The organism is Actinoallomurus sp. NPDC052308, from assembly GCF_040679195.1.
Taxonomy (GTDB): Bacteria; Actinomycetota; Actinomycetes; order Streptosporangiales; family Streptosporangiaceae; genus Actinoallomurus; species Actinoallomurus liliacearum.
In genome coordinates this window covers 1-14,043 of the sequence record NZ_JBFAUM010000015.1, presented here as the reverse complement: position 1 = coordinate 14,043, position 14,043 = coordinate 1, and the positions used below count along the sequence as shown (strand labels likewise).

Sequence of the window (14,043 nt, the reverse complement as noted above, 5' to 3'; positions counted from 1 at the left end):
TGGGACGCAAAAATAGGTCCCCCGGAATAAGGGTCCCTTGCCGCACACTGTCACCGTGGGCCCTTCGGTGCTGCCTAGCGAGACGCCGCCGGTTGACCAGGTGGCGGACCTCGTCGCACGTGGCAGAGAACGTGGAATAACGGTGGACGACGTCGCCGCCGCGATCGATCGTTCCGACCTGCCGGCGGAGTCGGCCGACCGGGTCGTCCGGATGCTCGCGGAGCAGGGGGTGGAGGTTCTCGAGTCCCCGAGCGGACACGAGGACTCAGCGCGAGCTGATGGGGACGACCTCGGAAGGCGGGCGCCGACAAGCGACCTGGTCCGGATCTACCTGCGCGAGATCGGACGCGTACCGCTGCTCACGGCAGAAGAAGAAGTAGAACTCGCCAAATCGATCGAGGCGGGACTGTTCGCCGAGGAGAAGCTGGCCAAGGCGGCCATCATCGCTCCCGTCGAACGCTCCGACCTCGAACTGCTCGCCCATGACGGGGTACGGGCGAAGCAACGACTGATCGAGGCCAATCTGCGCCTGGTGGTGTCCATCGCCAAGCGTTACGTCGGCCGCGGAATGCTGTTCCTCGATCTCATCCAGGAGGGAAATCTCGGGCTGATCCGTGCGGTCGAGAAATTCGACTACACCAAGGGGTACAAGTTCTCGACCTATGCGACCTGGTGGATCCGCCAGGCGATCACACGGGCGATCGCCGACCAGGCCCGGACCATCCGGATCCCGGTGCACATGGTGGAGACCATCAACAAGCTGGTGCGCGTGCAGCGCCAGCTCCACCAGGATCTCGGCAGGGAGCCGACTCCCGAGGAGATCGGGGTGGAGATGGGGCTGCCGCCCGACCGGGTGGTCGAGATCCAGCGGGTCGCGCAGGAGCCGGTGTCCCTGCAGTCGCCGATCGGTGAGGAGGACTCCGACCTCGGCGACTTCATCGAGGACGCCGACGCCGTCGTGCCCATGGAGGCGGCGGCGTTCATCCTCCTGCAGGATCAGCTCGGCGGCATCCTGGGGTCGCTGTCGGACCGGGAGCAGCGGATCATCCAGCTGCGCTTCGGCCTGACGGACGGCCATCCACGGACGCTCGAGGAGGTCGGCCGGGAGTTCGGCGTGACGCGGGAGCGCATCCGGCAGATCGAGTCCAAGACCCTGGCGAAGCTGCGGCATCCGACGCGTGCCCAGATGCTCCGGGAGTACCTCGACTAGCTCCCCGGCCGCCCCTGAGAAGGCGGTTCAAGCGGTCCCGGGCGGGGCCGGCGTGGTGATGTTCACATCACGCCGGCCCCGCTCCTGCTTGACGAGGACAGGTTAGGTAAAGCTAAGTTAGGTAGACCTAAAACAGGCGTGCCCGCTCCTCGTCCAGGCGCCTGACCGTCCTTCGCCCCGTTGGAGACCGCATGCGTCCTGTCCACGTGCTCGCCGCCGCGGGCGCCGCCCTCATCTCGCTGTCCACGCTGTCGGCGTGCGGGAAGGACGACGCCGCGGGCGCCAAGGGCGGCTCGGGCGCCATCGAGGTGACGGCCACCGACTCCTCCTGCGACCTCGGCGCCAAGACCGCGTCGGCGGGAGCGGTGACGTTCAAGGTGACCAACAAGGGCTCGCAGGTGAACGAGCTGGAGATCCTCGCCCCGGACGGCAAGATCGTCACGGAGCGCGAGAACATTGGCCCCGGCACCGGTGCCGAGGTCACCGTCCAGCTCTCCGCCGGCACGTACAAGGTCATGTGCAGTGCCGGCATGACGGGCAAGGGCCCCTCCCAGCCGCTGACCGTCACCGGCCAGGGCAAGGTGGTCGACCCGCGCCTGGACCAGGCCGTCGCCGCGTACCGGACCTACGTCGCCGAGCAGGTCGACGACACCCTGGCCAAGGCGACGAAGTTCGCCGCCGCGGTGAAGGCGGGCGACGTCGGGCAGGCCAAGGCGCTGTACGCCCCGTCCCGCGTGGGCTGGGAGCGGATCGAGCCGGTCGCCGAGTCCTTCGGCGACATCGACCCGAAGGTCGACCTCCGCGAGGCGGACCTCAAGCCGGGTGACAAGTGGACCGGCTGGCACCAGATCGAGAAGGCGCTGTGGAAGACCGGCTCGCTCAAGGGCGAGGGCCCCTACGCCGACCAGCTCGTCAAGGACCTGCAGACGCTCAAGGCGAAGGTCGGCACCGCGTCCATCACCCCCACCTCGATGGCCAACGGCGCCAAGGAACTGCTCGACGAGGTGGCGACCGGCAAGGTCACCGGTGAGGAGGAGACGTTCTCCCACACCGACCTGGTCGATTTCAAGGGCAACGTCGACGGCGCCCAGAAGGTGTACGAGCTGCTCAAGGCGATCGTCAAGGAGCGGAACCCCGACCTCGCGGCGACGCTCGACGACGAGTTCGCCAAGGTGCAGAAGCTGCTCACCAAGTTCGAGAAGGGCGACGGCTACGTCGCCTACGACACGGTGGGCGCGAAGGACCGCAAGGACCTGTCCGACGAGGTGAACGCGCTCGGCGAGCCGCTGTCGAAGCTGGCGGCGGTGGTGGCCAAGTGACGGGCCTCAGCAGACGCCGGCTGTTCGGCTACTCCGGCGCGACGCTCGCGGCCGGCGCCGCCGTCGGCGCGGGCCTGGTCAGCGTCGCCCAGGCCGGTGAGGACCACCGGTCCGCCGACGAGGAGGCCGTCCCGTTCCACGGCGCGCACCAGGCCGGGATCGCCACGCCCGTCCAGGACCGACTGCACTTCGCCGCGTTCGACGTCGTCACCGACGATCGCGCCCGCCTGATCCGGATGCTCAAGGAGTGGACCGCGGCCGCCGCGGCGTTCACCGGCGGCCACCCGTACGGCTCCGCCGCCGGCGGCCTGGGGGAGGCGCCGCCCGACGACACCGGCGAGGCGCTCGGCCTGCCACCGGCGCGCCTGACCCTGACGATCGGGTTCGGCCCGACGCTCTTCGAGAAGGACGGCAAGGACCGGTTCGGTCTCCGGGCGAAACGGCCGGCCGCCCTGATCGACCTGCCGCACTTCCCCGGCGACAACCTCGACCCGGCCCGCAGCGGCGGCGACATCTGCGTCCAGGCCTGCGCCGACGACCCGCAGGTCGCCGTGCACGCCATCCGCAACCTCGCCCGCATCGGCTTCGGCGTCGTCTCCGTGCGCTGGTCCCAGCTCGGTTTCGGCAAGACCTCCTCGACGACGCCGGACCGGCAGACGCCGCGGAACATGTTCGGCTTCAAGGACGGCACCCGCAACATCGCGGGCACCGACGCCAAGGCCCTGGACCAGCACGTCTGGGCCGCCGGCGCCGACGGGCCGCCCTGGATGGCCGGCGGCTCTTACCTCGTCGCGCGGCGCATCCGCATGCACATCGAGACCTGGGACCGTACGTCCCTCCAGGAACAGCAGGACACCTTCGGCCGGACGAAGGGGGAGGGCAACGCGTACGGCGCCAAGCGCGAGCACGACCCGGTGCCGCTCGACAAGCTGCCCGCCGGCTCGCACGTCCGGCTCGCGCACCCGGACGGCAACGGCGGCGTTCGCATCCTGCGGCGCGGCTACTCGTTCACGGACGGCACCGACGGGCTCGGCCGCCTCGACGCGGGCCTGTTCTTCATCGCCTACCAGCGGGACCCGCGCAAGCAGTTCGTCGTGCTGCAGAACAAGCTCGCCGCCTCCGACCACATGAACGAGTACATCCAGCACGTCGGGTCGGGGATCTGGGCCTGCCCGCCCGGAGTCCGCAAGGGCGGCTTCTGGGGTGACGCCCTCTTCTCCTAGGGCTCGGCCGGTCGGGGCGGCCGCCTCGAAGTCACCGGTCGGAGCCGGCCGCCTCGAGTCACCGGTCGGAGCTCGCCCGGCCGGCCGGCTCGGAGCCGGCCGGGTCGCGGCCGGTCCGGTTCCGGCGTTTCGAGATGGCCGAGGCCGGGCATCGCCGGGAACGCCGCGGAGCCGTACTCTGGCTCAATGGGGCCACGGCTCACCGGCGACGAGACGGCCCTCTGGGTGGCCGCCGCCCGCGTGCTGGACGCGAACTGGACCGGCACGGCCACGGTGCCGTCGCCGGGCCTGTACCCGCATCAATGGAGCTGGGACTCCGCCTTCGTCGGCATGGGCCTGGCCCACCACCGGCCCGACCGCGCCCGGACCGAGTTCCTGTCGTTGTTCCGTGGCCAGTGGGCGACGGGCCTGCTGCCGCACATCGTCTTCAGCTCCACGGAACCACGGGACGGCTACTTCCCCGGGCCCGAGCTGTGGCGCAGCGTCGAGCAGCCCGCCGCGCCGCGCGGTGTGCTCACCTCCGCGCTCGCCCAGCCACCGCTGCACGCCCTCACGGCGCTGCGGATGACGCAGGCGTCCGACGGCGCGGACCGGGCGTTCCTCGTCCCGCTGTACCCGTGCCTGGTCGCCCAGCACGCCTACCTCGCGCGGGAGCGGGACATCGGCGGCAGCGGGCTGGTGAGCCTGTGCCACCCGTGGGAGTCGGGGATCGACGACAGCCCGGCCTGGGACCCGCCGCTGGCCGCCGTCGACCCGCGGGGCCGGACCTACAACGGAGGAGATCAGGACCGGTACGTCGCGCTCGTGGCCGGGATGCGGGCCGCCGGATACCGCGCGGAGTACCTCCGGGACGATCATCCCTTCGTCGTCGAGGATCCGCTGTTCAACGCCGTCTACCTGGCCTCCACGCACGCGCTGGCCGAGCTGGCCGACCTCACCGGGGCCGATCCGCGGCCGCACCGCGAGGCCGCGGAGCGCATCCACGGCGCCCTCCTGGACCGGCTGTGGGACGAATCGGCCGGCTGCTTCCGGCCACGGGACCTGCGGACCGGGCGCCTGATCCCGGAGACGACCGTGGCCGGTTTCGCGCCCCTCCTCGACCCGGAGCTGCCGGCGGAGATCGTCCGCGCGCTGGCCGACCTGCTGCTGTCGGCGCGCTTCGCCGGCGCGGCCGGCTATCCGGTCCCGACCTGTGACGTCCAGTCGGCGGCGTTCGACCGCGGGACCTACTCGCGCGGGCCGACCTGGGTCAACACCAACTGGCTCCTGTGGTCCGGCGCCTGCGCCCACGACCTGGGCGGGGTCGCGGACCTGCTGTTCGGTTCCACCGTCCGGCTGGTGCGCCAGTCCGGCTTCCGCGAGTTCTACGATCCGTTCGACGGCAGCGGACAGGGCAGCCACGACTTCAGCTGGTCGGCGGCGCTCCTGCTGGATCTGCTGGCCGCGCGCCGGAGCGCCGGCCGGGCGCTGTAGCGTGATCTGTCATGCGACTGACGTGGCGGAAGAACGTTCCGGACGGCGTGGTCCTCCAGCGGGGCGAGCGGGTCCTGGCGGTCGGTGGTGAGACGGTCGCGAGCGATGCCGCCCTCTACCTCCCCGGGACGGACGAGGTCACCCGGCTGCCCTGGGAGCGCGTGGAGCAGGCCACCTGGCAGGACGGTGTCCTGGCCGTACGGGAGGTCGGCGGCCGTCGGCACACCGTGCCGCTCACGGAGCCGGGCTCGGTGCCCGAGACCGTCCGGGAGCGCGTCACCGCCACCGTCGTCGTCAGCACCCACGTCAAGCTGCCCGGGGGAGGCGTACGGATCGTCGGCCGCCGGCCGCCACGGGCGGACGGCGAGGTGCGCTGGTCGTTCGTCTTCGACCGCGGCCTCGACCCCGCCGATCCGGGCCTGCTGGCCCAGGCCGAGCAGGCCCTGGAGGAGATCCGCCGCCAGACGGGCCTGTAGTAGGTAGGGCCTGTCTCCAGGCCCCGCCGTCCGGGCGGGGACGTCGAGGCAGGCCCCAGGAGCCGCACGAGTGCGCGAGCGGGCGCCCGAAGCCCCGCGGGTGCGGATGGCGCGCGCCCGCTCGCGGTCGTGGTCAGGTGACGTCGGCGGGTGTGTCGCCGGGATGGGCGGGCTGGCGGGTCCGGTCGGTCGCGTCCGTGGGGGCGGACGGCTCGGCCCGGCGCATGCCGGGGACCTTCTCCTGGACCATGCCGCTCACCGTCTGGACCTTGTCGCCGAACCTGTGCCGCGCCGACTCGGCGATCTCGCCGGCCTGGGCGCGCAGCACGCCGGCGGCCTCCTGCACGCGGGGATGCTCGGCGACACGCCGGGACATCCGTTTGATCTGCTCGTAGCGCTCCTTGCCGGCGCGCGTTCCCAGTACGTACCCGGTCGCCGCTCCGGCGAGGAACACAGCGCGGTGTTTCATGATCAACTCCTCTGCTGAGTCGCCGTAGGACATACCCCGAAGAGGGCGGGCCAGTCGGCGAAACGAGCACGTGCGAAATGCGCTAACCTTGTGCGCGATGGGGCGGCCAGCGGTCAGGGCGGCCTCTCGTGTGATCCCCCGTAGCTCAATTGGCAGAGCGTCCGGCTGTTAACCGGCAGGTTACTGGTTCGAGTCCAGTCGGGGGAGCCAGTCGAATGGGCCGGGCTCGGTGAGCCCGGCCCATTCGCATCTCCAGGGGCGTCTTCGGCGGCCGGCGGTTCTCAATCGCACAAGCGATGTACAAGCGGCGATTGCGACGCTTCTCGGCGCATGTCCCCCTCGACCCCTGGAGGTTGGCAGATGCGTCGTCCTTCCTGGCGCCGGCTGCGTGCCGGAGCCGCACTCGTCCCCGCCGCGGTCCTCGTCGCCGCCGGCGTCCCGGCGACCGCGCACGCGGCGCCCGTCCGTACGGTGACCGCGAAGGCGCCGGCGAGCGTCTCCTCGGCCGGGCAGGTGGGGCTGCTTCGTGCCGGCGGCCGGCGCGGTGCAGTGGTTGACGTCCTCCCCTGCTTGAGAGCAAGGGGCTTCAACTCGCTCTACCCGGAGGTGAGAACGGGTTGAGGTTCGCGGTTCATAGCCCCGCCCAGCGGCTGGAGGGCTCCTCGCGCTGTCACGGCACGTCCTGCCGCGATGTCTCTGATGTTCTTGGCCGCGTTCACATCCGCGTGATCGGCATGCCCGCAGGCGCGACAACGAAAGACCGCTTGGCTCTCACGGCTCTCCGCGGCGCAGTGCCCGCAGGCATGACAGGTTTGGGAGGTGTACGCGGGGTTGATCTTTTCCACTCGGCCTGGCGCCTTCTGCTCCAAACGTTTCACCAGCAGACCCCAGCCAGCCGCGTGGATGGATCGATTGAGTCCGGCCTTGGCCCGCACGTTCGTGCCCGGCGCGTCGAGGGTGCCGCGCGCGGACCGCACCATGTTCTTGATCTTCAAATCCTCGACGCGAATGACGTCGTAGCGGCGGGCCAGGGCGGTGGAGGTCTTCTCCACCCAATCCTTACGTCGATCGGTCTCCCGCGCCCTCAACCGGCCGAGCGCGATCTTGGCCCGCGCCCGGCGATTCGACCCCAACTTGGCGCGCGCCAACTGGCGCTGCAACCGCCGCAGCCGGTTCGCTTCGGTACCGCGCAGGCCGGGCACGGACAATCGCTCACCGGTCGACAGGGCGGCCGATACGGCCACACCGCGATCAACCCCGACGACCTCACCCGTTCCCGGTCCGATGATCGGGGGCGGGATCACGGCGAAGCACACGTGCCAGCGGCCCGCCCGGTCCCGCTTTACCCGGAAGGACCTGGCCGAATCGGGGACTTGGCGGGACCAGCGGAAACGAACCCAGCCGACCTTCGCGACCCACACCTCGCCGACCTTGCGGGACAGCCGCCGAGCGTCCCAGTGCAGGCCGCGACGCCCGACGATCCGGAATCCCTCATGCACGCCCGCCTTACGCCAGGTCGGCCGCCCGTGCGTTCCGGCGAAGAAGTTGCTCATGGCTTGGGCGAAGTCACGCAGCGCCTGCTGCTGCACCGTCTGTGAACCCACTGCTAGCCACGCGAACGCCTTTCTTGCCTCGGTCAGCTGGCGGGACTGCTCGGCGTAGCCCGGCGCGCTCGCGCGGCCCGGCTGCCAATGCTGGTGTTGCTCGACCGCGAGATTCCACACATATCGGGCATGTGCGCAGTGCTCCAGCAGTGCCTGCTCTTGAGCGGGCGTGGGCGCAAGCCGGAACCGCATGCCCGCACCCTAACCACCACCACCGACAACCTGAGGGGGAACGGCGTTATCCTCCCCGGCCTGACGGCCGGGGTCTCCACACTGGCGCCTGATGAAGAGTCAGGCGTAGGCGTCGTCCTGGCGGTGGCAGATGTGATGGACATCATCGAGCGTGCCCGGGGCGCTTGCCGCCGGGGATTGGTGACCAGGTCGTGGCAGCGGTAGTGGGCGCCGTCCCGGGCGTCCGCGCGGCCGGGTTCCAGCAGGCGCGCGTCGACGAGGGCGTCGGTGACGTCCTCGGCCTCGGCCACCGGCCGGTCGAGGAGCGCCGCCACCATCCAGGGCGTGATCTCGGGCAGGTCGAGCAGCCCGATCAGGTGGAACGGCCGCCGGTGCTCGTCCGGCAGCGCGTCCTGGCTCAGCGCGATGCTGGACCGTACCTCCAGGTCACCGGCGGCCAGGCGGTCGAGCCGCCGGTGCTCGTCCGCGAGCTGGCCGGCCAGCCGGTCCAGGGTCCACTCGGGACGCCCGGCCAGCCGCGCGGCCGCGATCCGTACGGCCAACGGCAGGTGGCCGCACTGGGCGACGAGGGTGCGGGCGCGGTCCTGCGCCTCGTCGGCCGCGTTGTCGAGGACGAGGAGCACGCGGCGGCCCGCCAGCCGGTCGCGCAGCAGCGCCGCGCGATCGTCGACGCCGCCTCTGATCCGGCCGCCCCACACGCCGAGCAGGCGCAGGAACCGGTCGAGGGCCACCGCCGGATCCATCGGATGCCCGGTGGTGCCGCCGAGGTCGACGTGGATCCGCCCGTCGGGGTACCGCTCGGCCAGCCGGTGGGCGGCGTGCACGACGAGCGACGTCTTGCCCACCCCGGCCATGCCCGCCACGGCGCACACGGCCGGGCCGGCGTCCGTTCGCGGGGATGCGAGCAGCCGGGCCAGCTCGGTCTGCCGGCCGACGAAGTGCGGCACGTCCGGTGGCAGCACGCAGGGGCTGTGCTCCTCGCGGGGCGCCGGATCCAGCGCGGGGTCGGCGGTCAGCACGGCCTGCTCCAGCCGCCGCAGCCGCGGGCCCGGCTCGACCCCGAGCTCCCGCGTGAGGACGGCCCGCGCGTCCCGGTACGCCTCGAGGGCGTCCGCCCGGCGTCCCGCGCGGTAGAGGGCGAGCATCAGCTGGGCGCGGAACTCCTCCCGGAAGGGGTGGGCCGCCACGAGCGCGGTCAGCTCGCCGATCAGTTCGAGGTGCCGTCCGAGGCGGAGGTCCGCGTCGACGCGCCGCTCGATCGCGCTCGCCCGCATCTCGGTCAGCCGGCCCGCCTCCTCACGCCGGAGGGTGTCGGAGCCGACGTCCGTGAGGGGCTCTCCCCGCCACAGCGCGAGGGCCTCCCGCAGCAGGTCAGCCTCGGCGGCGGTGTCGCCGCCCGTGGCCGCCCGTGCCGCGTCCTCGATGAGGCGCGCGAACCGGTGCGCGTCGATCCGGTCGGGGTCGACGCGCAGCAGGTATCCCGCGGGTTCGGTATGGATCGTCAGGTCGGGGACGGCCGCCAGGGCACGGCGGATCCGCAGGACGTACCCCTGGAGGGTGAGCCGCGCGCTCGACGGCGGGTCGTCCCCCCACACGAGTTCGGCGAGCTCTTCGGACGGCACCACCCGGTTCGCGCGCAGGACTAAAGCGGTGAGCACGGCGCGCTGCTTGGGCGCGTCGATCGGAACCCGTCGTTCACCGTCGAGCAGTTCGAACGGGCCGAGGATGCGAATCTCCATCGCCGCTCCAGGGGGCGTCCGGCGCGAGTAGCCGCCCCGCGCCCAGGATGCCGACTACGGTGTGGATGATCAAGGTTTTCCCGGGCCGGTTCCTCCCCCTTGAGGAGGAGGCGGGCGTCTCCGCCTCCGCCCCTCGACCGACGCCGGGGCGGGCGTACACCCATCTGACGGGCGACGTCGGCCGGGCGCCGGGCTGCCATGCTGGACAACGTCGGAGGAAAGGCAGCCGAACGGCAGGGGAAGGAGTCGTCCCATGACGGGTCTCCCTTACACCGCTCTTACCCCCGACGGGACAGACTTTGACCGCGAACAGTGATATCGGGGGTGACGGGTGAAGGGTGACACGGTGGCGTGGACGCCGCCCAGCTGGGACGAGATCGTGCGTGAGCACTCCGCGCGCGTCTACCGCCTCGCCTACCGGCTGACGGGGAACCAGCACGACGCCGAGGACCTCACGCAAGAGGTGTTCGTGCGCGTGTTCCGTTCGCTGTCGAACTACACGCCGGGAACGTTCGAGGGGTGGCTGCACCGGATCACCACCAACCTGTTCCTCGACATGGTCCGCCGCCGGCAGCGCATCCGGTTCGAGGGACTCGCCGACGACGCGGCCGAGCGGCTGAAGGGCCGCGAGCCGAGCCCCGCCCAGGCGTATGAGGACCGTCACTTCGACGACGACATTCAGACGGCTCTGGACGCGCTGCCGCCGGAGTACCGCGCCGCCGTGGTGCTGTGCGACATCGAGGGTCTGTCCTACGAGGAGATCGCCGCGACCCTCGGCGTGAAGATGGGCACGGTCCGCAGCCGCATCCACCGCGGCCGCGCGCAGCTCCGCGACGCGCTGGCGCACCGGGCTCCCGAGCCGGAGGCGGCCGAGAAACGCGCCGCCCGCCGCAAGCCGCGCCGCAGCGCGAGCCGCATGCGCACCAACCCGGCCTGGACGACCTCGTAACGAGCCCGTGTGGCCCTGGCCCGCAGGCCGCCGTGACCGGCCGGCGCGCGGGCCGGTCTCAGGTGGCGCGCGGACCGGCGTCAGGCGGCGCGCGGGCCGGTCTTGAACGGCGCGCGGAGGCGTCAGGCCACTGTGACCGGGTGGCGGACCACCGCCCCGAACAGGTAGCCGAGCGTGTTGTACGGCGCGACGTCCGGCTGCGCGGTCCCGGTGGCGTCGGTGGCGCGCGCCAGCAGCTCGTACGATCCCGGGCCCGGCGGGCGCCAGGTGATCTCCCAGCGAACCCACCCGAGGGCGCCGCGACGTCCGTGGGTGGCGGCCCGCCGCCAGGTCCGGCCGCCGTCGGTGCTGACCTCGACGTGGCGTACGGCCCCTTCGCCGGACCATGATCGGCCGTGCAGCGAGACGGTCCGCCCGGCTTCGAGCCGCGCGTTCCACGGCAGCTCGAACGCGCTCTTGGTCACCTGCCGCGTGAGCGGAGCGCTGCCCTCCGGCGGGTAGCCGGGGCCGAACATCCGGTAGTAGGTGGTGTTCCAGGGAGAGGACAGCGGGGAGGCGGAGACCTCGATGTCGCCGACCCACTTGATCGAGGCGATCCCCACCCAGCCGGGCACCACGAGGCGTACGGGGAATCCGTGGTCGGGGGGCAACGGCCGGCCGTTCATCTCATAGGCCAGCAGGACGTCGTCGAGCGCCTTGGCGACCGGCAGCGGCCGGCGCACTCGCCCCAGGTTCCGTCCGCCGTCGATGAAGTCGGGGTCGAGGCCGCGCGGCATGACGTCCACGGCCCGGTGGGTCAGTCCGGCGCGTTCGAGGACGTGGGCCAGCGGGACACCGCGCCAGTGGGCGACGCCGACCCCGCCCAGCAGCCACGGCGTGCCCGAGACGGACTGGTGCTGCTGCGTCGTGTAGAGGTTCCGGCCGTTCCCGGTGCACTCGATGAACGCGTCGATGGTCCGGGCCGGCATCCCGAGCAGGTCCTCGTAGGAGAACGTGACCGGCCGGTCGAGGGTGGGGGAGCCGTGCAGGCCGCTGCCGAACAGGCGGAGTCGCCAGGTGCGCACGTCGATCAGCGGAGTGCGGGTGTGGTTGCGGACGAAGAAGCGGTCGGTCGGCGTGAGGTACCCCTGCCCGCGCATCGCCTCCCACCGGGTCTCGGCGTTCGTGCCGTACACGATGAACAGCTCGGGCGGCAGCGGCTTGACGATCGGGCCGTCGTCGGCGCGGGCCGCCCCGGCGGCCGTACCGGCCATCGCCGCGCCCAGGCCCAGGCCGGCCGACATGCGGAGCATCGTGCGTCGTGACGGCCGACAGTCACCTTCTTCAGTGAGGCCCACGGGAACTCCTTGATCTATTGTTTTCCGACCAATGTAGTGGAGTAATCGTCCGTGTTCCAGCGGTGAAGGTGTTCTTCCGGCCGCGCCGGCTCAGGCCGGGGCGCTCGGCCGCGTCATCGCGGGTCCGCCGCCTCCAGGGCGGCCGCCATGCGGCGTACGGCCTCGGTGACGCGGTCCGGCGACGTGCCGAAGTTCAGGCGGGCGAAACCGTGCCCGGCCGGGCCGAAATTCGGACCGGGCGAGAGCGCCACCCGGCCGTGTCGCAGGAAGGTCTCGGCGGGGTCGTCCCCGAGCCCCAGCGCACGGCAGTCCAGCCAGGCCAGGTACGTGGCCTGGGGCGGGTGGTGGCCGACGCCGGGCAGGTGCGCCTTGAGCAGGTCGCCGAGGAGCCGGCGGTTCGCGTCGAGCCCGGCGAGCAGGTCGGCGAGCCACGGGCGGCCGTGGGTGAAGGCCGCCTCCGAGGCGATCACCCCGAACAGGCCCGCGCTCTCGCTCACCTCCTCGTGGATCAGCGCGACGTCGGCGCGGGCGTCGGGCCCGGGGACGGCCAGGGCGGCCTTGAGGCCGGCGAGGTTCCAGGCCTTCGACGCCGAGGCCAGCACGATCGAGCGGGCGGCGGCCGGGGCGTCCAGCGAGGCGAACGGGACGTGCCGCGCGCCCGGATGGGTCAGCGGCGCGTGGATCTCGTCGGCGACGATCCGCACGTCGTACCGATCGGCGAGGTCCGCGACGGCCAGCAGCTCGTCGCGGGTGAAGACCCTGCCGGTGGGGTTGTGCGGGCTGCACAGCAGGTAGGCCCGCGCCCCCGCGGCGAAGTCGCGTTCGAGCAGGTCCAGGTCGATCCGGTATCCGTCCGGACCGCAGGCCAGGGGGTTGCGGACGACCTTGCGGCCGATCCGCTCCAGCCAGTAGAAGAACGGCGGATAGCCGGGGGTGTTGACCACCACCTGGTCGCCGGGCACCGAGATGATCTCCAGGACCTCCTTGATCCCGGACATCACGTCGGGCACCAGCCGCATCGCGTCCGGCTCGGTCCGCCAGCCGTAGCGGTCGGCGGCGAAGTCCGCGAACGCCTCCGGCAACAGGCCCGCGGCCGCGTACCCGGTGTCCCCCCGGCCGATCGCCCTCGTGAGCGCCTCGGCGACGGGCTCGGCCAGCGGGGTGTCCATCTCCGCCACCCACATGGGCAGGACATCGGAGGGGTACTCGCGCCACTTGACGCTGTGCCGCTCGCGCAGGTCGGTCAGCTCGTACGCGGTGAGGGGATCCGCGGGCATTGCACCACCTTTTCGGGGTTTGTGGTCACCGCCCAGTCTGCCCGTCGCCGTTCGCGGAGATCACGCCGGGCGTAGGGTGCGGCGTATGACGGCGATCTCGGCGGACCTGGCGGTCGAGCTGGAGCGGGCGCTCCCCGGCGGCAGGGTGGTCCGCGACCCGGACGTGCTGGCCTCCTACACGCACGACGAGGCGGAGTGGGCGCCGCACGGCATGCCGGTCGCGGTCGTACGGCCACGGGAGACGGCGGAGGTACGGGAGGTCGTCGCCCGGTGCGCGCGGCTCGGCGTGCCGGTGGTCGCGCGCGGGGCCGGCACGGGTCTGTCCGGCGGCGCCAACGCGATCGACGGCTGCGTCGTGCTGTCGTTCGAGGCGATGAACGAGATCATCCGGATCGATCCGGACGAGCGGATCGCGGTCGTACAGCCCGGTGTCGTCAACGACGACCTGCGCAGGGCCTGCGCCGAGCACGGGCTCTGGTACCCGCCGGACCCGGCGAGCGCCCGGGTCTAGGGCGCATCCCAGTGACATCAACCAGTCGTATTGATACGGTAACGGATCGTGAAGCTGGTGGTGCAGGTGAAACTGCTGCCGACGCCTGAGCAGGCGGCGGCGCTGGCGGCGACCCTGTCCCTGTGCAACACCGCGGCGAATGAGGTGTCGGCGGTCGCGTTCGCACGCGGCGTGTTCGCCCGGCAGAAGCTGCAAAAGCTCGTGTACGCGGATTTGAAGGCGCGGGGGTTGTCGGCGCAGCCCGCGTTGCATGTGATCCGTAAG

At 71.8% G+C, this 14,043-nt stretch carries 11 protein-coding genes, 1 tRNA gene and 2 pseudogenes; 9 read left to right on the top strand and 5 right to left on the bottom strand.

Annotated elements, in window-relative coordinates:
• The first annotated feature begins 67 nt into the window (after window positions 1-67).
• From rpoD to AB0L00_RS28780, 5 genes are all read left to right on the top strand, one after another.
• The gene (gene rpoD / locus AB0L00_RS28800; RefSeq protein ID WP_345362512.1) at window positions 68-1,210 is read left to right on the top strand and encodes an RNA polymerase sigma factor RpoD; all 1,143 of its coding nucleotides are present in this window, start codon (window positions 68-70) and stop codon (window positions 1,208-1,210) included.
• 191 nt (window positions 1,211-1,401) lie between these two features.
• Window positions 1,402-2,529, top strand: a complete 1,128-nt coding sequence (gene efeO, locus AB0L00_RS28795; RefSeq protein ID WP_364440218.1) for an iron uptake system protein EfeO — start codon at window positions 1,402-1,404, stop codon at window positions 2,527-2,529.
• Entirely contained in the window at window positions 2,526-3,752 is a 1,227-nt protein-coding gene (gene efeB, locus AB0L00_RS28790) for an iron uptake transporter deferrochelatase/peroxidase subunit (protein WP_364440217.1), read from the top strand. The genes efeO and efeB overlap by 4 nt, the downstream gene beginning before the upstream one ends.
• Before the next feature lie 186 nt (window positions 3,753-3,938).
• Window positions 3,939-5,225 (top strand): hypothetical protein, encoded by a 1,287-nt coding sequence (locus AB0L00_RS28785; RefSeq protein WP_364440216.1) that lies wholly within the window; start codon window positions 3,939-3,941, stop codon window positions 5,223-5,225.
• Window positions 5,226-5,236: 11 nt separating this feature from the next.
• Window positions 5,237-5,701: a hypothetical protein gene (locus AB0L00_RS28780; protein ID WP_364440215.1), complete on the top strand. Its 465-nt coding sequence runs from the start codon at window positions 5,237-5,239 to the stop codon at window positions 5,699-5,701.
• Window positions 5,702-5,834: 133 nt separating this feature from the next.
• On the opposite strand, the gene AB0L00_RS28775 is transcribed toward AB0L00_RS28780, so the two are convergent.
• Window positions 5,835-6,170 (bottom strand): YtxH domain-containing protein, encoded by a 336-nt coding sequence (locus AB0L00_RS28775; RefSeq protein ID WP_364440214.1) that lies wholly within the window; start codon window positions 6,168-6,170, stop codon window positions 5,835-5,837.
• A 134-nt stretch (window positions 6,171-6,304) separates the two neighbouring features.
• Between AB0L00_RS28775 and AB0L00_RS28770 the strand changes: the two genes are divergently transcribed.
• A tRNA-Asn gene (locus AB0L00_RS28770) sits at window positions 6,305-6,380 on the top strand.
• Between the two features lie 386 nt (window positions 6,381-6,766).
• Here the strand turns inward: AB0L00_RS28770 and AB0L00_RS28765 are convergent.
• The gene (locus tag AB0L00_RS28765) at window positions 6,767-7,921 is read right to left on the bottom strand and encodes a transposase (RefSeq protein WP_364440378.1); all 1,155 of its coding nucleotides are present in this window, start codon (window positions 7,919-7,921) and stop codon (window positions 6,767-6,769) included.
• Window positions 7,807-9,705, bottom strand: coding sequence for a BTAD domain-containing putative transcriptional regulator (locus tag AB0L00_RS28760; RefSeq protein ID WP_364440213.1), 1,899 nt, complete (start codon window positions 9,703-9,705; stop codon window positions 7,807-7,809). The genes AB0L00_RS28765 and AB0L00_RS28760 overlap by 115 nt, the downstream gene beginning before the upstream one ends.
• 331 nt (window positions 9,706-10,036) lie before the next feature.
• On the opposite strand from AB0L00_RS28760, the gene sigE reads away from it, so the two are divergent.
• On the top strand, window positions 10,037-10,654 hold the full coding sequence (sigE, locus tag AB0L00_RS28755) for an RNA polymerase sigma factor SigE (RefSeq protein WP_345362425.1): 618 nt from the start codon (window positions 10,037-10,039) through the stop codon (window positions 10,652-10,654).
• A 122-nt stretch (window positions 10,655-10,776) separates the two neighbouring features.
• Here sigE and AB0L00_RS28750 read toward each other — a convergent pair whose 3' ends face one another.
• Together AB0L00_RS28750 and AB0L00_RS28745 are read right to left on the bottom strand one after the other, a co-directional pair.
• Window positions 10,777-11,937 carry a sulfite oxidase gene (locus tag AB0L00_RS28750; protein ID WP_364440212.1) on the bottom strand — a complete coding sequence of 387 codons (1,161 nt, stop codon included), beginning with the start codon at window positions 11,935-11,937 and terminating at the stop codon, window positions 10,777-10,779.
• A gap of 167 nt (window positions 11,938-12,104) precedes the next feature.
• Window positions 12,105-13,268, bottom strand: a complete 1,164-nt coding sequence (locus AB0L00_RS28745; protein ID WP_364440211.1) for a MalY/PatB family protein — start codon at window positions 13,266-13,268, stop codon at window positions 12,105-12,107.
• Between the two features lie 85 nt (window positions 13,269-13,353).
• Here AB0L00_RS28745 and AB0L00_RS28740 point away from each other — a divergent pair.
• Both AB0L00_RS28740 and AB0L00_RS28735 read left to right on the top strand, forming a co-directional pair.
• A pseudogene (locus tag AB0L00_RS28740) lies at window positions 13,354-13,770 on the top strand (FAD-binding oxidoreductase); the annotation flags it as partial.
• A gap of 57 nt (window positions 13,771-13,827) precedes the next feature.
• Window positions 13,828-14,043, top strand: a pseudogene (locus tag AB0L00_RS28735) (RNA-guided endonuclease TnpB family protein); the annotation flags it as partial.

Coding starts and splice junctions, on each gene's coding strand:
- efeO (WP_364440218.1), top strand. CDS start 1,402: ATGCGTCCTGTCCACGTGCTCGCCGCCGCGGGCGCCGCCCTCATCTCG.
- AB0L00_RS28785 (WP_364440216.1), top strand. CDS start 3,939: ATGGGGCCACGGCTCACCGGCGACGAGACGGCCCTCTGGGTGGCCGCC.
- AB0L00_RS28780 (WP_364440215.1), top strand. CDS start 5,237: ATGCGACTGACGTGGCGGAAGAACGTTCCGGACGGCGTGGTCCTCCAG.
- AB0L00_RS28775 (WP_364440214.1), bottom strand. CDS start 6,170: ATGAAACACCGCGCTGTGTTCCTCGCCGGAGCGGCGACCGGGTACGTA.
- AB0L00_RS28760 (WP_364440213.1), bottom strand. CDS start 9,705: ATGGAGATTCGCATCCTCGGCCCGTTCGAACTGCTCGACGGTGAACGA.
- AB0L00_RS28750 (WP_364440212.1), bottom strand. CDS start 11,937: ATGTCGGCCGGCCTGGGCCTGGGCGCGGCGATGGCCGGTACGGCCGCC.
- AB0L00_RS28745 (WP_364440211.1), bottom strand. CDS start 13,268: ATGCCCGCGGATCCCCTCACCGCGTACGAGCTGACCGACCTGCGCGAG.